Source organism: Rhodococcus sp. MurmanLake-1, from assembly GCF_056945715.1.
Genome location: NZ_JBWZNF010000005.1, coordinates 143590 through 164217, shown reverse-complemented (window position 1 = coordinate 164217; position 20628 = coordinate 143590). Strand labels below are relative to the sequence as shown.

12 protein-coding genes are annotated in these 20628 nt (G+C 64.6%); 7 read left to right on the top strand and 5 right to left on the bottom strand.

Going from position 1 to position 20628, the window contains the following annotated elements; all coding sequences use genetic code 11:
* Positions 1–23: 23 nt before the first annotated feature.
* Positions 24–2309 carry an IniB N-terminal domain-containing protein gene (locus AC2ETI_RS16015; RefSeq protein ID WP_483634120.1) on the bottom strand — a complete coding sequence of 762 codons (2286 nt, stop codon included), beginning with the start codon at positions 2307–2309 and terminating at the stop codon, positions 24–26.
* A 335-nt stretch (positions 2310–2644) separates the two neighbouring features.
* Here AC2ETI_RS16015 and AC2ETI_RS16010 point away from each other — a divergent pair, with 335 nt between their 5' ends.
* The 5 genes from AC2ETI_RS16010 (at position 2645) to AC2ETI_RS15990 (ending at position 11183) form a co-directional block, all read left to right on the top strand.
* A complete protein-coding gene (locus AC2ETI_RS16010) occupies positions 2645–4366 on the top strand; it encodes an Hsp70 family protein (protein WP_483634119.1) in 1722 nt (573 codons plus the stop codon).
* 14 nt (positions 4367–4380) lie between these two features.
* The gene (locus tag AC2ETI_RS16005) at positions 4381–6816 is read left to right on the top strand and encodes a LuxR C-terminal-related transcriptional regulator (RefSeq protein WP_021333823.1); all 2436 of its coding nucleotides are present in this window, start codon (positions 4381–4383) and stop codon (positions 6814–6816) included.
* Positions 6817–6927: 111 nt separating this feature from the next.
* Entirely contained in the window at positions 6928–8199 is a 1272-nt protein-coding gene (locus tag AC2ETI_RS16000) for a hypothetical protein (protein WP_483634118.1), read from the top strand.
* 109 nt (positions 8200–8308) lie between these two features.
* Positions 8309–9649, top strand: coding sequence for a S1 family peptidase (locus AC2ETI_RS15995; protein ID WP_019749373.1), 1341 nt, complete (start codon positions 8309–8311; stop codon positions 9647–9649).
* Positions 9650–9872: 223 nt separating this feature from the next.
* The gene (locus AC2ETI_RS15990; RefSeq protein WP_483634117.1) at positions 9873–11183 is read left to right on the top strand and encodes a S1 family peptidase; all 1311 of its coding nucleotides are present in this window, start codon (positions 9873–9875) and stop codon (positions 11181–11183) included.
* 95 nt (positions 11184–11278) lie between these two features.
* Here AC2ETI_RS15990 and AC2ETI_RS15985 read toward each other — a convergent pair whose 3' ends face one another.
* Entirely contained in the window at positions 11279–11929 is a 651-nt protein-coding gene (locus AC2ETI_RS15985; protein WP_092764958.1) for a DUF8020 domain-containing protein, read from the bottom strand.
* 359 nt (positions 11930–12288) lie between these two features.
* On the opposite strand from AC2ETI_RS15985, the gene AC2ETI_RS15980 reads away from it, so the two are divergent.
* Complete coding sequence (locus AC2ETI_RS15980; protein WP_483634116.1) at positions 12289–15471, top strand: (Fe-S)-binding protein; 3183 nt, start codon at positions 12289–12291, stop codon at positions 15469–15471.
* 177 nt (positions 15472–15648) lie between these two features.
* On the opposite strand, the gene AC2ETI_RS15975 is transcribed toward AC2ETI_RS15980, so the two are convergent.
* Complete coding sequence (locus tag AC2ETI_RS15975; protein ID WP_031331720.1) at positions 15649–16104, bottom strand: hypothetical protein; 456 nt, start codon at positions 16102–16104, stop codon at positions 15649–15651.
* Positions 16105–16172: 68 nt separating this feature from the next.
* Positions 16173–17450, bottom strand: coding sequence for a DUF6745 domain-containing protein (locus AC2ETI_RS15970; RefSeq protein ID WP_483634115.1), 1278 nt, complete (start codon positions 17448–17450; stop codon positions 16173–16175).
* Positions 17451–17695: 245 nt separating this feature from the next.
* On the opposite strand from AC2ETI_RS15970, the gene AC2ETI_RS15965 reads away from it, so the two are divergent.
* Positions 17696–18628: a hypothetical protein gene (locus tag AC2ETI_RS15965; protein ID WP_477993619.1), complete on the top strand. Its 933-nt coding sequence runs from the start codon at positions 17696–17698 to the stop codon at positions 18626–18628.
* On the opposite strand, the gene AC2ETI_RS15960 is transcribed toward AC2ETI_RS15965, so the two are convergent.
* Positions 18618–20558 (bottom strand): S9 family peptidase, encoded by a 1941-nt coding sequence (locus tag AC2ETI_RS15960; protein WP_483634114.1) that lies wholly within the window; start codon positions 20556–20558, stop codon positions 18618–18620. The two genes, AC2ETI_RS15965 and AC2ETI_RS15960, sit on opposite strands and share 11 nt — an antisense overlap.
* Between the last annotated feature and the right edge of the window lie 70 nt (positions 20559–20628).

Sequence of the window (20628 nt, the reverse complement as noted above, 5' to 3'; positions counted from 1 at the left end):
ATTTCAGTTCCTGCGTCAGCAGATCAGGGATGCAGGTGATCGACAACCGCAACCGGGTCGATGTGATCGACCGGTGCTGCAACCGAATCCTCGGCGAAGAGCGAGTGTCCGGTATCGGCGCTCAGTCCCGAATCGGAGCCCGCACCGAAAGCGTCGGTCGCATCGATCGACGACCACGGGTTCAGCGCACCCGTCAAGGAACTTGTCAGGTCGGACACGCCGCTGACTGCTCCACCGAGGGATCCACCCAGGTCAGCGACTCCGCCGCCGCCAACGGTACCGCCACCGTCGACGGTGCCACCGGCAGCCGCGGCTGCGTCGGCACCGATCGAACCTGTCACGTCGGTGACTGCTCCGACAGCCCCGCCGAGCGATCCACCGAGATCGGTGACGCCGTTCAGTGCTCCGCCGAGCGACCCACCCAAACCGGCCGCAGCGTTCGTGGCGGCGTCGAGACCTGCTGTTGCGTCGAGACCTGCTGTTGCGTCCAGAGCACCGCCCACCGTTGCTCCGAGGTCGCCGGTCACACCGCCGAGGTTCAGGCCGTCTGCCGCGATGCTTCCGAGGTCGACGGAAGGCAGTTCAGCGGAGATCGGGCCAAGGTTCACTGCGCCGAGGTCGACGGAGGGCAGGTCGGCGCCGATCGAACCGGTGTCGATTCCGCCGAGGTTCAGTGCCGTGTCCAGCGCTCCACCGAGTGCGCCTTCGGCACCGAGAACGCTGTCGAGAGAGCCCCCCAGCCCGAGGCCGGCGCCCAGCGCACCATCCAGCGCGCCGGTGAGGTCCGTGCCCACCGAACCGACAGCACCCAAGCCGCCTGCACCTGCGAGAGCGGTGTCGAGAGCCGCAGCCACACCGGCTGCCAAGCCTGCTTCGCCGCCCAGGCCGAGTGCACCACCGAGGTCGATTCCGGTAAGTCCGCCTGCGCCCAGCGCTGCGTCGAGTGCGCCGCCGAGACCGCCCGCCAGCCCGGCATCGACGCCGAGCGCCGAACCGAGGACACCTTCGAGAGCCGTCGACAGATTCGCACCGCCGCCCAGAGCCGCTGCGAGGTCTGCGCCGAGACCGCCTTCGAGGTCGAGTGCTCCCCCGAGCAGTCCACCGAGTGCGCCGCCCAGGTCGGCTCCGACCGTTCCGCCGACACCGAGGGCGCCGGAGAGTGCCGCGCTGAGCTGCGCGCCCAGGTCTGCACCCCCGCCGAGTACGGCGTCGAGGTCGAGTCCTCCGCCGAGGCCCAGTGCTGCGTCGAGTGCGCCGCCGAGTGCAGTTTCCAAGCCGCCGCCGACGCCGAGTGCGCCGCCGAGTGCGCCGCTCAGGGCTGCACCGAGATCGAGGCCGCCCGCGATATCGGTGAGAACGCTGACATCCGTGATCGCTCCGAGGACGCCGCCGAGTGATGCACCCAGATCGGCGCCGATCGTGCCGCCGGCTCCCAGGACACCGGAGAGCGCGCCGGACAACGCCGTGCTGAGGTCGCCCGTCAGAGCGCCGGCCAGATCGAGGCCGCCGCCCAGTGCAAGGGCGGATTCCAGTGCGCCGGTCAGGCTCGCGCCCAGTTCGCCGCCGATGTCGAGGAGTCCGCTGAGGTCTGCTGCGCCGCCGAGGAGTCCACCGAGAGCCAGTCCGAGGTCGGCTCCGAGGTCGCCACCGATGGCAAAGACCGGTGCGAGGGCTCCGCTGAGCCCCGCCGTCAGGTCGAGTCCGCCGACCACACCGATGGCGGCGTCGAGGGCTGCGCCCAGTTCCGCGGTCAGACCGCCGGTCACTCCGAGGGCGCCGCCCAGAGCCGCGCTGAGCTGTGCGCCCAGATCGAGAGCTCCTTCGAGATCGAGTGCACCTCCGAGGCCCAGGCCGGCTTCGATGACGGCGCCGAAGGCTGCGCCGAGGTCGGCACTGATCTCGCCGCCGATGGCAAGCGCAGCGCTGAGGGCTGCTGCGAAGTCGCCGACCAGGTCGAACTGGCCGCCGAGGGCGCCTCCGACTCCGAGGCCTGCACCGGCACCGAGACCCAGGCTGCCGCCGAGGCCGCCACCTAGTCCACCGGTGAGACCACCACCGATTCCGAGACCGCCGCCGATGGCACCCGCAGCGGACGCGCCGGCGTTGACGATCGCGGACAGGTCGGCGCCGCCACCGGCAAACAGTCCGGACTCGGCAACCAGCGGAGCGACGGCGACGATGTCGGCGGGGCTGACGTCGCACAGACCGGCAGCGTTGAGTGCCGCGGTCGGGTTGGCGCAGTAGTTGGCAGCTGCCTCGTCGTCACGAAGTAGCCCGAGGATGAATTCGAGTACGGCGTTCGTTGCCATGGCGGGTTCTCCTGAAGTTCGTTGACCGGGTTGTTGCCGGTGGGTTGTTGCCGGTGATCCGGAAACTGGTGCGCTGCCAGAGGTAGCGAGTGGAATCAACGCTAAGAACTTTTGCGACTGGGGCCAACGGGGAGCACCCCCCTCTTCTGCGTGGACAGACGGGGAAGCCCCCTACGGGGTACGCCCGCTCGGAATAGGGGGATTTGCTCCGATTAGGGGATCGGTCCCCTACTTCGCCGCGACGCCTCCGATCCGGTAACGATCTAGGTCCTGAAACCGACATCGCAGACAACCGCGACAGTCCTTCTGTCGCCCACGACCAGGGGAGTTCGTTCATGGCGGCAGGGCTCGGCATCAGCATCGGTTCGGCCACTCTCGTAGCTGTCACCGACGGCTCGACCGGTGAAACGCAACAGGTCCGCTTACCCAGTGCGCTGCAATTGGACGACGGAACCGTCATCACCGGATTTGTCGAGCGCGTCGGAGACCCGATCCCGATACTTGCCGCCGACGGTACCGAGTACCGCGGCGAGGCTCTCGCAGCGACAGCGGTAGGCGCGCTCGTCGGCCAGGCTGGCGGCGAAGAAGGTCCAACTGTTGTCCTGGCTCACCCGGTGGGGTGGAATCGTCACACAGCACGCACCATGGAGTCCGCGCTGGACGACGCCGGGGTTCACGGGGCTACTCTCGTCGCCGAACCCGCGGCCGTCATGGCGTGGCTCGCCGCTTCCGGAAACGCTGCCAACGACGGTCTGACCGTCGTCTACGACCTCGGCGCTCGCTCGCTCGACGTCACGATGATGTCCACGACCGGCGGACGAAGCGAGATCTTCGGAAAGCCACTGCGCAGCGAGGACATCGGCGGCGACGAATTCGATCACCTCGTCACCGTGCACCTGCTCGATGCGGTTTCCGACCACTTCGCAGCCCTTGATCCCTTTGCTCCCGAGACGATTGCAGCGCTGGAAACTCTGCGCGAGCAAGCCCGCGCAGCCAAGGAGGAACTTTCCACCGAGACGGAAACCGTTGCTCGCGTGACGCTTCCCGGCGCCGTCAGCGACATTCGACTGGTTCGTTCCGAGCTCGAGGATCTGATCAGGCCAGCCCTCACCGAATCGGTGGCCTTGGTTCGCGAAAGCCTGCGATCTGCCGGCGTCGAGTCCAGTGATGTCAATCAGGTTGTTCTGGCCGGCGGAAGCTCGTCCATTCCCCTTGTCGCCGAACTACTGTCCGCGGAGCTTCGTGTTCCGGTGATCGCCGACGCCGATCCCGCGTCGTGCGCGGCGTCCGGCGCCGCGGCACTCGCCCTCGACGCCCGAGACTCGCACGTGCCGGCCGCCGCCACTGCAGTGATTCCCGCCGAGCCGTCGCGCAAGCCCGCACCGGTTCCTGCCTTCTCCACTCCGTTGCTTGCCGAGCCGACAGAGGAAGAGAACACGGCGACTCGACGCTCGTCGAGGGTGGGCGTCGTTGCTGCGGTGGTAGGAGCGTTCATCGTGCTCGCCGCAGGCGGACTCGGAATCGGAACGGCCATGGACAAGATCAACGTTCCGTCCAGTTCGGCGGACACCACCAGTGAGTCCACCTCGTCCACCGCTTCGACCACGCCGGGCTCTACCCCCGGCAGCACCACGGCAGCCGAAGCAGCAGGCACCGGATCCACGACTGCGAACAACGTTACTCAGAACAATCAGCCCGGCTCTCCTGCTGCCGCAGGCGGTTCGACGACGGTACCAGGGGCAGTTCCGGTTGCCGGCGCACCAGCTGGATCTGCTCCCGCACCAGGTGAGACCGCCCAGTCGGCGCCTGCACCTGCCGCACCCGGCGCCCCGGCGCCCGCACCGGCTCCCGCCCCGGCACCGGCGCCCGCGCCCGGAGCAGGCGTCGGAACCGGTATCGGTGATGCTGCGACCGGCATCGGCAACGGTGTCGGCGGTTTGGTCGACGGCGTCGGGGACGGTGTCGGCGGCGTGGTCGGAGGTCTCGGTAACGTCGTCGGTGGTGTCGGAAACGTGGTCGGTGGTGTCGTCGGCGGCGTCACCGCGCCGATCCGCTGACCGGCAGACTTTCGATGAACCGTGACAGCGGCACCGAATCGTCTTACATTGCAGGACTTTTGCGCGGCATCGACCTGACTGCATCGCCACTGCGCCTGTTCGTCACCGGGACCGACGCCAGCGCTCGGCCCCAAGTGACGAGGGCGGTGCGCAAGAGGATCGAATCTGGTGACAGACCTGTGGTCACCGTCGTCACGCATGACGCCCCGGCCGATGCGATTGTGGTGATCGCAGACGCACAGGCTCTGACCTCCGATGAAATCCGTGCCCTGAACGAACTGGTTCAACGTGACGACCTCGGAGTTGTCATCGCCTCCGATCGGATCGATCCTCCACTCGCACCGATCTACTCGAACATCTCGAGTTTCGGTACCGTCCTACATCTGAACCCGTTGAACCGGTCAGATATTCGGAAGATCGCCGCGGAGCGAAGAGTTCCGCTCGACGATCGTGCCGTGCTGACGCTCGAGCATCTGGCCGGTGGTTCCTTCGGGGCCGTCGAAGCGTATTTCGCCGCCGCCTCGGCGGGCCGCCCGGAAATGGCGACAGCCGTACGCACACACATCCTCCATCAGGTCACCGCTCTGCATCCGATCGAGCGTGAGATCATCGAGGTTTCATTCGCCGTCCCGGACATCGACGCTTTCGAGCTCGATCTGGGACAGGAGAAGTTCAGCCTCACAGCGGCATTCGACCGAGCACTTGCCACCGGACTGTTCGGTTCGCGATCACCTCTCGTCGCGAGCGTTGTGGCAGAGTCGACCAGCACAGGACGTATCCGCAGCGAGCTGATCAGAATCGTCGAATCACGAGCGAACGCGAGAACCCTCGATATCGATACAGCACGAAGACTTTTCGACTCCGGCATCCGCCACCGCGATCTCACGGCTGTACTACGAGACGCAGTCGACGCGAGCACGCCGACGGTCGCGGCAGATCTTTTTCGTCGTGTGAATTCGATCGAGCCTCTCGGCGTGGCGGACACGCTGCTGTACGCCCAGGTTTCGGCTCGGAGTGGTGACCTCGACACTGCCTGCCGCCTGGCCGATTCCGTCATCGCCGAACCCGATCTCGACAACGCGAGACTGGCTGCGGCGGTGCGAATCCGCGCAGCTTCGTCCGCAGCATGCGGCCAACTCCGCGCCGCCGCAGATCTCTACACCTGGCTCGGGCCAGGGCGCACCGAAACCGAATCCCCCTTCGCCGCAATCACCTTCCTCGGCATCGGCAACGTCGACGACGCGAACGCGGCGCTCGCCGGGCATACTGGATCACCGTCGAGCTCCACGGTCGGCGCTGCCACACTGGCCAATGGACTGATGCAATCGGTCACGGGGAGTGCACCGAGTGCGCTCAACACGATGTCGCGCGCACTTTCGCTCCCCGGCGGCTCCGGCACATCTGAATTCCAGCCTGATTCCGCCCCGGCGCTGGTAGCTCTTGCACTCCTGCACAACGGCGCCCATGAACGGGCCGCCGCTGTCGTCGCGGCCGCGATCGCCGCCGACGACGCAAGCAGTCACACGTGGGCGCGGCTTCACCTTCTCGACGCGTGGATCGCGATGACCCGTGGGCACGACACTGCTGTCGAAGATCTACCGGAGGAGGTAGTCCGCGGCCCCCTCCGTGAGCGTGACGCACTGTTTCTGCATGCCATGATCGTGGGTCTCGCTCGACGCTCCGGCGATCTCGCCCAGCTGCGGCGCGCCTGGTCGGGCGCAGCCGGCACCCTCTCGTCCTGCAGCGTGGATCTCTTCAATTTGCTTCCCATCGGCGAACTGTGGCTTGCGGCAGTACGACTCGACGAGGCCGAGCAGGTCGAGCATCTGGTCGACGACGCACGCACGCTCCTCCGAGCACTCGGCGAGCCTCCGCTGTGGTCTTCGCCGCTGCATTGGTACGGCGTCCAGGCGTCGATCCTCTCGCAGTCACCGGCCGATCTCCTTCCACACGCCCATACACTCGCGGAATCAGCCAAAACCCACACTTACGCAGCCGGTTTGGCGACCGCCGGACGCCAGTGGCTTCTACTCATGCAGGGCAGCGTCGACGCAGACGACGTGGAAGCTGCAGCGCGAACGCTCAACCGCATCGGGCTGCCCTGGGACGCGGCCCGCTTGGCGGGCGAAGCAGCATTGCGCACACCGGACACCAAATCGGCCACCGCATTGCTCCACGTTGCGCGCTCGCTACGCACAACGTCGACGGCCGAGACCAATGCAACCGATTCGACCGACAGCGCGGCACCACCGTCGGTACTGACCGAGCGCGAACAAGAAGTTGCCGAACTCGTCGTCGTCGGCCTGACCTATCGGGAAATCGGCGAACGCCTCTACATCTCCGCAAAAACCGTCGAGCACCATGTCGCACGCATCAAGCGGCGCGTCGGGGCGCAGTCTCGTTCGGAACTACTCACCATCCTTCGCAGCATGACACCGCCGAACAAATAGTTAGCTGCATATTGTCCGGAGGGTTGCGTATATCCGTTTAAGTGATAGTTTTCACAGGAATCAGGACATGCATGCCGAGCAAAGTTCGGTAACTGCGAAACGGGGATCGCTATGAAGTGGGGAGTCGAACTCGCCGTCGGCAATAAACGAAGCATTGCTGCGATCGCGAAACCCGACTCGGAACCAGTGATCCTCGAACGCGAATCGGTGCTGCACCACGCTCCTGACGGCACCGTGCAGCTAGGTGAAACCGCGTTGGGGTCAACCGGCTTGCGCGGGTTCCTCGACAGGGTCGGAACTGACGATACCGACAACTTCTCCGAGCACATGACGCGAGGAGAGGAACTCGTAGCGACAGCAATGTATTGCCTGGTCAAGGAGGTCCGAACACTCACTGATCAGAACCTGAACATCTCTGCGGTGATCCCGGCAGGTTGGTCGAGCGATTCCGTCGACGCACTGCGCGGCGCACTCGACAGCATGGATCTCGACGGCGTCGAACTGATTCCGGAAGAGAAAGCCGAACTGATTCCGGAAGAGAAAGCCTCTGCGGCCTGGCTCGCGGATCCGGATGCCGACGACAGTGCAGCCCGCGGAGCCGCAGCGTTGGCCGCGCCTTACTCGATCACCTCTACCTGTTCCGAACCCGAGCCAACCGATCTTGCCGAGCCAGAGGACACCATCGAGGAGTTTCCGCCGTTCGTCCTGATCGAACCGGAGCCGGAATCCGGCGTGGAAGTACCGGGCACGAAAGCACCGAGCGTCGACGGTTGGCTGAATCGTCAGTGGCGATCGGAGCGCCGACCGATCATCGCCGCAGCCGCCGCCGCAGTCTTTCTGACGGTGTCGGGGTGCGCGGCCGCGGTCATCATCGGACACACTCCGACCATTTCAGCGCCCGGGATTCTCGACGCACAATCTCCCCTGCCCACCGGCACCACGCCCGCCACTGCGGCGAGTCAGCCCGGCACGGTTTCGCACTCAGCGACCTCGCTCCCGTCGGAAGTACCCGCTCTCGGCGCGCAGCCGACGGCGCAGTCGTGGTCATCCGACGCGGAATCGACCTCATCCGAATCCCAGCCCATCCCGGCGAGTCCGGGCACCGGTACCGAGAAATCCACTACGGCGAACGTCCCCGCGCAACAGGGATCGCCGATCACCATCCAGCTCGACCCCCTTCGGATCGAGAACCTGCCGCCGGTCGTCGGACCGCTGAATCCGGTCGATCCGGCTACCCCGGACACTCCCGCCGTGACCGACCCCACTGATACACAGACAACGCCGACGCAGCCCTCCAACCCGACCGACACAACCGATCCGGTGGTGCCGAATCCCGACATGCCCGTCATGCCATTGGCCCCGAGACCCGGAATGCCAAGTTAGACAGAAAGATTGAACAGCCAGACAGGAGGCGCATATTCCTCGTCGAAACTTTTCCCCTATGGTGGGTGCGGTACCTACCGGCTCGGTGCCGGGGACTTGAAGGGATTTCATGCGTAACTCGTTGGCGATCCGCACCGCTGTGGTCGGCGCCTCGGCACTACTGCTCGCAGCTCCATTCACCACGACGGCATCGGCAGAGCCCGCCTCCGACACGCATGTCGAACAGCTCGAAGCCGACCAGCTTCCGGCTGAGCTGGTCGAGGCGATCACACGCGATCTGAAGATCTCCCCACAGGAGTATCTCGACCGCGCTGCCAAAGCTCAGGAACTCGGCGCGTACGCCCAGGAATTCAAGTCCGAGCGCCCCGGCGACTACGCCGGATCGTGGATGGGACTCGACGGTCAACCCGTCGTAGCCGTCACCACCACCGAAGCTGCTCGAATCGCGGCCGACGACGGATACCGCACCCACGTCGCCCCCGTCTCCGCCGACACCCTCGAGAAGACGCTGGCCGACGTAAACGGATGGATCGCCGGGCTGCCCAAGGAAATATCACGCGCAGTCAATTCGGCGACCATCGACGTCTTGAACAATCAGGTCGTCATCGACGTTGCGAACAGCCCCGTCGGGCAGGCACTCAATCTTCCGACCCTGCTCGAGAACACCAAGATCGTTCTCAGCCCGGACGGTGGCGGATCGGTTGATCCCGGAGCGCTCGGCGGCGACACCTACATCACGTCGACGGGACCCATTCGCGAGACGCCGACCGAGAACATCTCGGTCTGCTCGTTCGGGTTCAACGCCGTCGACGATCAGAACAATGCACTCAATATCAGTGCCGGACACTGCAATCCGGCCGAGGGCTCGAAGTCGCCGGTCTACCTGCCGAATCACGCGAACGTCGACGACAGTCAGTTGATCGGCGCGTTCTCACAGTCTTCCGTCGGCAACAACGCCGGTGATCTCGATTACTCGGTCATCAAGTTCGACCAGTCGGGCATCGACGCGGGCCTCGACCGCGCTGCCGTCCGCGGTGCCAACGGGACCACCCTCGCGATCACCGGAACAGCACGTCCCGTGATCGGCGCTCCCATCTGCAAGTCGGGTCAGACGTCGTCCTTCACCTGTGGCGTCGTGGCAGCCGATCGCGTCGAAACACAACTGGTCATGGCTGACGGCGATTCACGAACCGTCCGCGGGTTCGCCGGTACCGCGTGCACCCTCGCCGGGGACAGTGGCGGCGCCATCGTCTCAGGAACCCTGGCGCTGGGCATCACCAGCGGTTCCAACAGCAGCGGCGCACCCAGTTGCAACGAAGCGAACCTGGTACTCGCGACCTCCGGTGGAACCTCGAATCTGGGTATCCCGGTCGGAGACATCCTCGACGCTGCAGATCGCGCATCCGGCGGCGGTGTCGGTTCCGGAATCCGCGTTCGCACTGCGGGTTGACCAACGCCTGATTCACGCACTGTGCCCGCCGATCTGTTCTGATCGGCGGGCACAGTGCTGTTGTCGGTCGGGGTCAGCGCTGTTTGCTCATGTAACGGGTGGGAATAGCGCGTTCGAACCCATATAGTCATGGTCGACTGTGATCGGCTCACCACAAGTCCGTGAGCCGTATCCGTGTGCTCCCAGGGGGGTGGTACGCGGTCAACGAAGTGGAAAGGCCCACATGCGAAGCTCCATCGCACGTCGCGCCGCAGTGTTCGGTTCGGCCGCGCTGCTGCTCCTCGGACCGATTACCGCGGTCGCGAACGCAGAACCGAATGAACCCGGTGTATCCGATCAGGCAGCCCATCTGCCCGTCGAACTCGCCGAAGCCCTACAGCACGACTTGGCGCTGACGCCCGACCAGTTCGTCTCGCGTTCCGAACTCGCGCAGAAGCTCGCAGAGTTCGCCGCCATCGCGCGCGTCCAGTTTCCCGACTCTTTTGCCGGCGTGTGGCTCGACGACCTCGGCAAGGGCATCGTCGCTCTCGCTGACGGTCGCGACAAGGATGCTGCCCGCGAGGCCGCCGAGAAGGCCGGCTTCGAGGTCAAGGACGTCGCGCAGAGCGAGCAGGCTCTGCAAGGTCAACTCTCGGCACTCAACACCTGGCTCGATTCGCAGCCTACCGAGGTCGCAGACCTCGTGCGTGGCATCGCCGTCGACGTGGTCGGCAACGGAGTCGCCCTCACCGCCGATCCTGCCGCCGGCATCGAATTGCCTGAGTTCCTGAAGCGGACCGTCGTCCACACCGCTGCTCCGCTACTGGTTCCCCCGATCGTCGCGGACCTCATTCCCGCAACCGGATCCGCAACCGGCGACGCTGCACTGGGCGGAGACGCCTTCGGCGCAACCTCCGGTAACACCGGACTGCGTTGTTCATTCGGCTTCAACGGCACCGACGGTTCAGGACGCACGGTCAACATCAGCGCCGGTCACTGCGATCCCAACCGTGCCGCTGCCGGCACCTCGAACTCCAGCCAGGTCTTCCCGATGGTGAACAACCAGACCGGGCCCCGCGTCGGATACTTCGCCAAGAGCAGCTTCGACGGGCGTGACTACTCGATCATCAACATCGACGACAACGCGAAGTACCGCTTCGAGAACAACAGCGTGCGGGTCCCGTTCAACCGTTCGGTCAACATCACCGGTACCGCCGATCCCATTGTGGGCGCCCCGGTCTGCAAGGCGGGATCGACCACCGGCTTCAGCTGCGGCGTCGTCACCGGCGTCAACCGCGTCGCCAAGGTCTTGGATCACACCCTCGACAACGGCTTCACCACCAACATCTGCGTCCTGCAGGGTGACAGCGGTGGCCCCATCGTCTCCGGAACGTTGGCAGTGGGCATCACGAGTGCGTCCAACGTCGCCACCTCTCCCCTGTGCGAGATCGCTCAGGCCGAGACGTTGTTCGGACAAGAAGCACCGACGCAGTACGCGACGCCGATCAACGACATCCTCGCCGCCAATCCAGGCCTGAAGGTTCGCGACTACTGATCGCACGCATTCCCCGAGACAGCAAAACGGGCGCCACACCTTTCGAAGGTGTGGCGCCCGTTTCGGCGTTCGTGACGTCTAACCGGAAGCGCTGCTTACTGGAAGAGAGTTGTTCCGGCCGGAGCGTTCAGGACCTGGATCAGGTCCATCCCCGCGACGATTGCGGTTCCGCCGCCGGCGAGGATCGTACCGGCGACTCCACCGATACCGGCACCGGTGACCATGCCGGGGAGGCAGCCGATAACCAGGCCGGGCAGACCCACGATGCAACCGATGACTGCTCCGACGATCGTGCCGGTGAGGCTACCGATCTGCGTGGCAAGCCCGAGCTGTGACTGGAACTTCTCGATTGCCTTCTGATCCTCGTCAGGCGAAGCAACCGGGGTGAACTCGGCAGCGACCGGCTTCGGCTTGGAGCTGGCCGGGTCCAGGTTCGGCTTGAGGGTGAGGGTCTTGCCGTCCTCACTGACGGTCTCGTCGAACGGGAACTGAACGTCCCCGAGGTTGAACGCGAGCGGCAGGCTCACGAGAGTTGCGCCCTGGCTGTTCTGCAAGTCGACGTGTGTGCCGTCACCCGATACCCGGAATGCCCCAGCATCGATGGTGGTGACAACAGCCTGGTCGACGACCTCGGCGGTGTACGAAACGTCGGGTGACGTCTCCGGAGCTGCGTAAGAAGTACCTGCAGCGATGCCCGTAGCGGCAATGGTCATCGCTGCGATGGCCGCAGCTTTACGAATGAACATTTTTGATCCTCCCCGGGAGCGAGCGGGCGCAAGTCGATGACTCACACCACCCGTTTCCCCTGTGCGTGACGGGCGTAACGATAACAGCCGGTCGGTTGTCCTCACCTGCCCGGAAACCGAGTTAGGGCTGCCTGACAGAAAGGAGCCCGACGGCCACCGCCTAACGTGACGACCAGACATGTCTGCGTTTGACCAAGCCCGTCCGACGCAGAAGATTGATCTCTCCAGGCCACGAGCGGTTACCAGTCGGTATCTACAGGCTGGTAATGCTAGTTACTGGCGGGTAACATAACGCAGGTTAGTATCAGTGGGCTGTCCCGAGGTGGCCGACGCGTCGCCCTGAAACGAAAGGCCGCGACATGAATGCCCTGACGATTACGTTGGGCACGATTGGTGCTCTGCTGAGCTTGGTGTGTTGGTACATCTTCCTCTCAGGCGCGCTGAGGATGTTCAACACCGTGCGCATCGGCCAGTCGGCACCCGATCGATGGCGCCCGTTCTTCCCTCGCTTCAAGCAGATGATCATCGAGTTCATCGCGCACACGCGCATGAACAAGTTCCGCAGCGTCGGCTGGGCCCACTGGCTCGTCATGGTCGGCTTCCTCGGCGGATTCCTGCTCTGGTTCGAGGCTTACGGCCAGACGTTCAACCCCGAGTTCCACTGGCCCATCTTCGGTAACACGTGGGCGTGGCACCTGTGGGACGAGATCCTGGGCCTCGGCACCGTCATCGGTATCACCACGCTGATCGTGATCCGTCAGCTCAACCACCCGCGCCTGCCTGCGCGCCTGTCCCGGTTCGGTGGCTCCAACTTCAAGGCCGCCTACGTCATCGAGGGCATCGTCCTGCTCGAGGGCCTGGGCATGATCATGGTCAAGGCCGGCAAGATCGCGACCTACGGTCACGCCAACCCGTGGACCGACTTCTTCACCATGCAGGTCGCCAAACTGCTTCCCGCCAGCCCCGTCATGATCTCGGTGTTCGCGTTCGTCAAGCTGATGACCGGCATGATCTGGCTCGCGATCGTGGGCCGCAACATCACCTGGGGCGTCGCCTGGCACCGCTTCTCCGCGTTCTTCAACATCTACTTCAAGCGTGAAGACGACGGCACCGTCGCGCTCGGCGCGGCAAAGCCCATGATGTCCAAGGGCAAAGTCCTGACGATGGAGAACGTCGACCCCGACACAGACACTCTCGGCGCCGGAAACATCGAAGACTTCTCCTGGAAGGGCTGGCTGGACTTCACCACCTGCACCGAGTGCGGGCGTTGCCAGTCCCAGTGCCCTGCTTGGAACACCGGAAAGCCGCTCTCCCCCAAGCTGCTCATCATGTCGCTGCGTGACCACGGCTACGCCAAGGCCCCGTACCTGCTCGCTGGTGGACGCAAGGACATGGGCGGCGACGAGATCGGACTCGTCGACAGCGAAGGCAACGTCAAGGAAGCCGCACTCGCAGCCATCCCCGAGGCCGCACGCCTCGAGGCCGACCGCAAGCTCGTCGGTGAAACCGTCGAAGGTGAGATGGCCCCGGTCATCGACGCCGAAACCTTGTGGAGCTGCACCAACTGCGGCGCCTGCGTCGAACAGTGCCCCGTCGACATCGAACACGTCGACCACATCATCGACATGCGTCGCTACCAGGTCCTGATCGAATCGGAGTTCCCCTCCGAGCTCGCCGGCCTGTTCAAGAACCTCGAGAACAAGGGCAACCCCTGGGGCCAGAACTCCAAGGATCGCCTCAACTGGATCAACGAGATGGACTTCGAGATCCCCGTCTTCGGCAAGGACGCCGACAGCTTCGAGGACTACGAGTACCTCTTCTGGGTCGGCTGCGCCGGCGCCTACGAAGACCGTGCCAAGAAGACCACCAAGGCTGTCGCCGAACTCCTCGCCACCGCGGGAGTGAAGTTCATGGTCCTCGGCGCCGACGAAACCTGCACCGGCGACTCCGCACGTCGTGCCGGCAACGAGTTCTTGTTCCAGCAGCTCGCAATGCAGAACATCGAGATGCTCAACTCGGTCTTCGACGGTATCGAGCAGAAGAAGCGCAAGATCGTCGTCACCTGTGCGCACTGCTTCAACGCCCTCGGCAACGAGTACCCGGAGGTGGGCGGCGACTACGAGGTCGTGCACCACACCCAGCTGCTCAACCGTCTGGTGCGCCAGAAGAAGCTGATCCCGGTTGCGTCCGTGAGCGAAGACGTCACCTACCACGACCCGTGCTTCCTCGGACGCCACAACAAGGTTTACGACGCTCCCCGTGAACTCATGGAAGCCTCAGGCTCCAAGCTGGTCGAAATGCCGCGTCACGGCGAACGTTCCATGTGCTGTGGTGCCGGTGGTGCTCGCATGTGGATGGAAGAGAACATCGGTAAGCGCATCAACGTCGACCGCGTCGACGAAGCGCTCTCCACCAACCCCAAGAAGATCGCCACGGGTTGCCCGTTCTGCCGCGTCATGCTCACCGACGGCGTCACTGCCCGCCAGGAGCAAGGCCAGGGCGAAGGCGTCGAGGTCGTCGACGTCGCGCAGTTGATGCTGAACTCCGTCACCCGCCTCGATCCCGCCCAGCTCGGCGAGAACATCAAGGTGATCCCGCGTGAGAAGGCCCCGGTCGCTGCTGAGGCAAAGGCTGAGACCGTCGAGCAGGATCGGGTCGCCGAAGTCGAGGAAGCCGCCGCGACTCCGGAAGCCAAGGCTGCACCGGCAGGCAAGGGTCTGGCCATGAAGGGCCTCGCCAAAGCACCAGGTGCAAAAGCTCCCGGTGCCAAGGCACCAGGCAAGGGCCTCGGAATGGCCGGCGGGGCAAAGGCTCCCGGCGCCAAGAAGGCGGCTCCCGCCGCAAGCGCGGAAGCTCCCGCCGCCGAAGCTGCTGCACCGGCCGCACCCGCGGCAAAGCCCAAGGGGCTCGGTCTTGCGGGCGGAGCCAAGGCTCCCGGCGGCAAGGGACTGCAGATGAAGGGCGCCGCCAAGGCACCCGGAGCAAAGGCCGCTGCCGCACCGGCAGCGGAAGCACCGGCAGCTGAGGCTGCTGCACCCGAAGCTGCTGCACCCGTCGCCAAGCCGAAGGGTCTGGGCCTGGCGTCCGGCGCCAAGGCTCCCGGCGGCAAGGGACTGCAGATGAAGGGCGCCGCCAAGGCTCCTGGCGCGAAGGCTGCACCTGCTGCTGAAGCACCTGCCGCTGCTCCGGCTGCACCCGCCGAGGCACCCGCAGAGGCTCCGGCCGCCGAGGCGGAAGCCCCGAAGGCTCCACCGGTCGCCAAGGCCGGCGGACTCGGATTCAAGTCGGGTGCAAAGGCTCCCGGCGCTCGGAAGGCAGCTCCTGCTGCAGCCCCGGCGCCAGCTGCGGCACCGGCTCCCGAGGCTGAACCCGTGAAGGCAGAACCCGCCGCCGAACCTGTGAAGGCAGAACCCGCCGCCGAAGCACCTGCTGAAGCGTCCGCACCCGCGGAAGCTCCGGCTCCTGCTGCCGCGCCGCCCGCCCCCAAGGCAGGTGGGCTCGGATTCAAGGCCGGCGCAAAGGCTCCCGGCCGCAAGAAGTAACCGCTCCACACGCGAATGCCCTCACCGTCATGGTGAGGGCATTCGTGTTTGTGTGGGGAGCCAATCCCGACCGAGCACCCTTTCCCTCGACTCAACACACCTTGCTCTACGCGGAAAGCGGTGCTCGCCGTGGACAAGTGGTGCTCACTCCCCCGCTGCCAAATCGAGGTCGCCCTGTCAATCTGCGACAAGCATCACCGCACCGCGCGCACGCCCGACGCCCCTTTCCTGCTGCCGTCCGATGACGTATCGCCCCGGAGCGATTCCGGTCGCGCCGTGCTCCGGATGGATCAGGTACGCGGTCACTCGGGTGTCGAGCATGCCGAGCGCAAGGCCCCGAGCATCTTTCACCGGCGTCGACCACGTGCACTCCCCTTCGTCTGCAACCAGACTGTGGGGGTTACCGCCCGCAGCGCTTCGCAGCAGCTCCACTCCCGAGAGCGGCACTCTCACAGAGCGTGTCCACGGCAGAGGCACCACGATATTTGCGAGCAGCGAAAACGGGATCACGATGAGATCGCCCTGCGCCTGAAGTCCGTCGATCACAGGAATGGACACTTCCTGGTCCAGGTAGTCGAAGACATCGAGGCCGGTGAGGGTGGTGAGAGCGGACAAGGTCATGTTCGAGTTCATAAGTATCACCAAGGGTTTGAGGATTGAGGGATTGAGGGTTTGAGGATTGGGGCTTGAGGGGTCGAGATTCAGGTTCGACGAACGAGACGGGAGTAATCGGCGCCGGTGATGCCGTAAGTCCAACCGGCGGCATCCAACGCGGAGGTAAACCATCCGGGTACGTGAAGGCCGTATCGACGCCGATGCCCGTCGCGTTCGAAAGAACCGTTGACCGCGAGGAGAATGCGTCCACTTCGGCCCCAGCCCTCCGGGGACGCGTAGAGCTGCAGCAGGCAACCGGCATTACCGGGATCGTCGGCTTGGTCGACCAGTGTCAGGCCGGCCAGCTCGATGTAGGAATCCCAACCGATCCGCTCGATTGCACATCGACGGATCTCTACATTGCGCTCGTGTGCGATGCGTTCGGCGGTCGGGTCGAGCACTACCCAGTCGGGAACGATCGCTCCGTGCAGAACGAACGCCTTTGTTCCGTCTGCGAATTCGAGTGCCGGGGAATCAGAGTGGTGGAGTCGGCGTTCTCCCCGCGCACTGCCCGGTATCCGCTCCGAGTGCAAGACCCTGGGTCGTTCCGCCATGATGCACACGTCGTCGAACGCCCACCACCACCCGGTCGAGTCAGCCAGTGCGGTCTGCACATCGAGAAGTTCACGGTCTTCCGAGCGGAAGGTCGCAAGACCGTATCGATGGCATGTGTCGAAGTACGCGATTCGATGGGCGTCCTGCTGCCCGTACCAGGTCACTCCACCCGCCACCGGGTTCGACATCGTTCGTATCGCAGCTGCGACGCCGTCGAACAGTGTGGTGTGCAACGATTCCCAGATTGCGGATCTGATGATCCGCGCTGGATTGACGCGGCGCTGAGTCGAACCCCGCTGAGTCGACCCCCGCTGATCCGACCCCTCGGACACGCTGGCACCAACGCCCCCGAACGCGCGACGTTCCATCTTCCAGCGTTCTATCTGCCAGTCAATGCTCCGACGTTCGATACGCGCGTTCATACGTCGGCGCGACGCCGAAAACATGCTCGCGATGTGCCCGCAAGCGCAGTCGAGTCCAGTGCCGTCGAAGGACATCTTGTTCGACAGACCTTCGGCGGCGATCAGATCCGATCCAGCAGAGGGCGACTGAACCCAGACGAACTCCGGTTTCGGGAGCCCGGATCGTCGGTATAGTTGCGCGACAGCAGATTCTGCAGTGGATCGATCGGCCGGACGTGTACACAGACCGCGTTCGAGCCATACGTCGCGGACTGCTTCCAAGGCCTGATTGTCTTCATCGAAGATATCGATGTTCTCGGTCGATGTCGCTCGACGTGACGTCGACGAGCGAAACGGTGCGGCGCTCACGCGACGGTGGCGGTGTCCGCCTTTCCTGTAGTCATAGTTCAACAGCCTGGCACGCAAACGCTCCGGACGCAAGGGTTGCCTAGAGTGCGACACCGAGAACCTGCCACCGTTTCCCCACACCCAACACCCTCTCCAGCGACGCGAAACCGGTTCGAACTGTGGACAAGTGGTGTTCACTCACGGCTATCCACAGCCCAGGGTTCACGGCTTCCTTTCCAGTGCCGGGCGCAGCAAGATCGATCGGTATGGGGGAACAAATACGCATCATCCGTCGGCCAGAGCAACTGTCGACAGGTCGTACCGATTCCGAGATCCGGCAGGCCTGCGCGAGTGGAAACTGGTCCAGAATCCATCGCGGTGCCTACGTACCCAGCGACCACCTGTCCCGCCTCGACGCCTACGGGCTACATCGATTGCGCGTCGAGGCTGTGGCCGGTACCGCTTCGGCACATGCAGCGGTCAGCCACATCTCGGCAGCGGTGGTGCACGGCTTCGAACTCTGGAACACTCCGCTCGAAGTTGTGCACCTCTCTCGGGACCGACGAGGCGGTGGCCGTAAATCCGCTCGACGACACGTGCACTCGGTATCGTTCACCGACGACGAGGTCACCCACGTCGACGGCCTGCGCGTCACGACTCCGGCACGAACTGTTGCGGATCTCGCGAGGACGCTCCCTTTCGAACCGGCTCTCGTGGTGGGCAATTCAGCATTGCACCGTTCAGCGTTGACCAAAGATGCAGTTGCGGCCTCGCTTGCACTCAGCCCGAACCATCCGCGCCATCGACATGCGCTCCACGCGCTCACCGCGATGGACTCGCGCATCGAAAGCGTCGGTGAATCACGGAGCCTCGCATTGTTCCTGCAGGAGCACTTACCACTCCCCGAACCCCAGGTCGAAATCCACGACGCCCGAGGGTTGGCCGGCCGCGTCGACTTCCTGTGGCGTGAGCAGCGCACCATCGGAGAGTTCGACGGCCGCATCAAATACGGCCGACTGGTGCCCGCCGGTCGCAGCGCCGAGGACGTGCTCTGGAACGAGAAGCTCCGCGAAGACCGACTCCGTGACGCGGGGTGGGAAGTCGCGAGGTGGACGTGGGCCGACCTGTCGACCCCGTCACTGGTGGTAGGCCGGATCCTCGCGGCCTTTGCGCGCAGCCGCGGGGCCGTCAGCTACTGATCGCAGGCTTCCACAGCTCGAGCGTCGCAATGCCGGGTGGGGTGAATCCGAGCACCTGCCCGTAGAAGGACAGCTCGGCGTTGCGTGAGCTGATGATGGTCGACTGCTTGCGGAATCCGTGAGATTCACCCTCGTAGGCCAGGTAGGCATGCGGAATACCCTTGGTCACCAGAGCATCCCGGAATCGCTCCGCCTGCGAAGGTGGCACGATCGGATCGTCGAGACCCTGGAGCAGCAACACCGGGCAGTTCAACCCGTCGACGTTGTTGAGCGGAGCACGTTCCGCGTACAGGTCGGCAGATTCCGGCAGCGGGCCGATCAAACCGTCGACATAGCGCGATTCGAAATCGTGAGTTTCCTGCACGAACAGGTCCAGTTCGGCCACGCCGAAATAGGAAGCACCACAAGCGAACACGTCGGACGTCGTCAGTGCGGCCAGAACGGTCCATCCACCGGCAGATCCGCCTTCGATGGCAAGGCGGGCCGGATCGGCAAGCCCTTGCTCAGCCAACCCGGTGACGGCGGTGACGACGTCCTGCACGTCGACGACACCCCACTGTCCGCGCAGCCGGTTGCGGTACTCACGTCCGTAGCCGGTCGACCCGCCGTAATTCACATCGACGACGCCGATTCCGCGGCTGGTGAAGAAGGCGTAGACGAGGTTGAGGGCCGGGGCGACGTGCGCCGTCGGCCCACCGTGAACAAACGCAACGTATGGCGGCAGTTCGCCGTCGAGTCCTTTGTATCGCGGACTGCGCGGCGGATACGCAACGGCGTGAACTTCTCGCCCGTGTCCGTGAGCCACGACAGCTCGCGCTTCCGGAAGGTATGCAGACTCGGGCAATTCTTCGACCGACGAACGGATTTCGGTGAGTTCGCCGGTACCGAGGTCGAACTCGCGTAGCGCGCCCGCCAGTTTCGCGCCTCCCGAGGTGAGCAGCAACCGATCGCCGCGAACCTGCATGAGGCCGATGCTGGTGACACCCGGGATCGCGATGTCGCGCAGTTCCCCCGACGCCGGATCGAGTACCGCCAGCGTGTCGGTTCCCACCGTGCGTGCGGTGAGAAGGTGCCCGTTGTCGAGTTCGACGAACCAGCGCGCACCGAAGCGCCACTGTGGGCCACCGAAATCCGCACTCACCGGGCAGATCGGGGTGATCTTGCCGCCGACTCGATAGATGTTCCACCAGCCGCTGCGATCACTGATTGCGTAGAGTTCGTCGTCGGTGATCCACTCCGGTTGCAGGACGGACTCTTCAAGTCCGCCGATCAGCACGGAGTAGTTCTGAGCGACGCCGTCGACGAGTGGAGCTACCCGCAGTTCGGTACCGTCCCAGGGCATTTGCGGATGGTTCCACGCGATCCAGGCTATTTTGGTTCCACTCGGCGAAAGCCTCGGTGACGAGAGGAAGTCCGAGCCGCCGACGATCGAGCGAACCTTGCCGGAACCGTCCAGCGGAATCGCGCAGATATCGCGAGTGATCGCCCTGCCCTCCGCGTGCGCTTCCCGAACCGCCCACACCTCACCGTTCACGATCTGCAGGTCTGCGTATCGCAACGCGGCCGGCGACGCGGGTTCAGGCGTCAGAGCCCGCGGAGTGACTCCTTCGAGGATGTACACCCGTTGATCGGAGAATTCACTGAAGACCAGTTTTCCGGACTCGGTGACGGTCCAGGCGCCACCGCCGTACTCGTGAACCCTGGTCCGCGCGTTCCACGGCGCAGGGAGGATGTCGACGGGTTGGTTGTCGAGACCGGATCGACGGATCGATGTCCGACCACCCTCGGTCGGACGAAGTTCAGCCCACCAGATCTCGTCACCGACGTATCGTCCACCCTCGACAGGGTGGCCACCTGCAGCCAGATCCGCTGCTCCGATCGGAGAAGTCCACGATCCGTACGGGGCTGCAATCTGCTCGCTGGGGGTCATCGCTCGACAATAGCCAACTGGTCGCGCGACACGGTCCCCGACAATGCACTTGCACAGTGGTGGAATCATG

Coding starts and splice junctions, on each gene's coding strand:
- AC2ETI_RS16010 (WP_483634119.1), top strand. CDS start 2,645: ATGGCGGCAGGGCTCGGCATCAGCATCGGTTCGGCCACTCTCGTAGCT.
- AC2ETI_RS15985 (WP_092764958.1), bottom strand. CDS start 11,929: ATGTTCATTCGTAAAGCTGCGGCCATCGCAGCGATGACCATTGCCGCT.
- AC2ETI_RS16015 (WP_483634120.1), bottom strand. CDS start 2,309: ATGGCAACGAACGCCGTACTCGAATTCATCCTCGGGCTACTTCGTGAC.
- AC2ETI_RS16005 (WP_021333823.1), top strand. CDS start 4,381: ATGAACCGTGACAGCGGCACCGAATCGTCTTACATTGCAGGACTTTTG.
- AC2ETI_RS15965 (WP_477993619.1), top strand. CDS start 17,696: ATGGGGGAACAAATACGCATCATCCGTCGGCCAGAGCAACTGTCGACA.
- AC2ETI_RS15990 (WP_483634117.1), top strand. CDS start 9,873: ATGCGAAGCTCCATCGCACGTCGCGCCGCAGTGTTCGGTTCGGCCGCG.
- AC2ETI_RS15980 (WP_483634116.1), top strand. CDS start 12,289: ATGAATGCCCTGACGATTACGTTGGGCACGATTGGTGCTCTGCTGAGC.
- AC2ETI_RS15995 (WP_019749373.1), top strand. CDS start 8,309: ATGCGTAACTCGTTGGCGATCCGCACCGCTGTGGTCGGCGCCTCGGCA.
- AC2ETI_RS15960 (WP_483634114.1), bottom strand. CDS start 20,558: ATGACCCCCAGCGAGCAGATTGCAGCCCCGTACGGATCGTGGACTTCT.
- AC2ETI_RS15975 (WP_031331720.1), bottom strand. CDS start 16,104: ATGAACTCGAACATGACCTTGTCCGCTCTCACCACCCTCACCGGCCTC.
- AC2ETI_RS16000 (WP_483634118.1), top strand. CDS start 6,928: ATGAAGTGGGGAGTCGAACTCGCCGTCGGCAATAAACGAAGCATTGCT.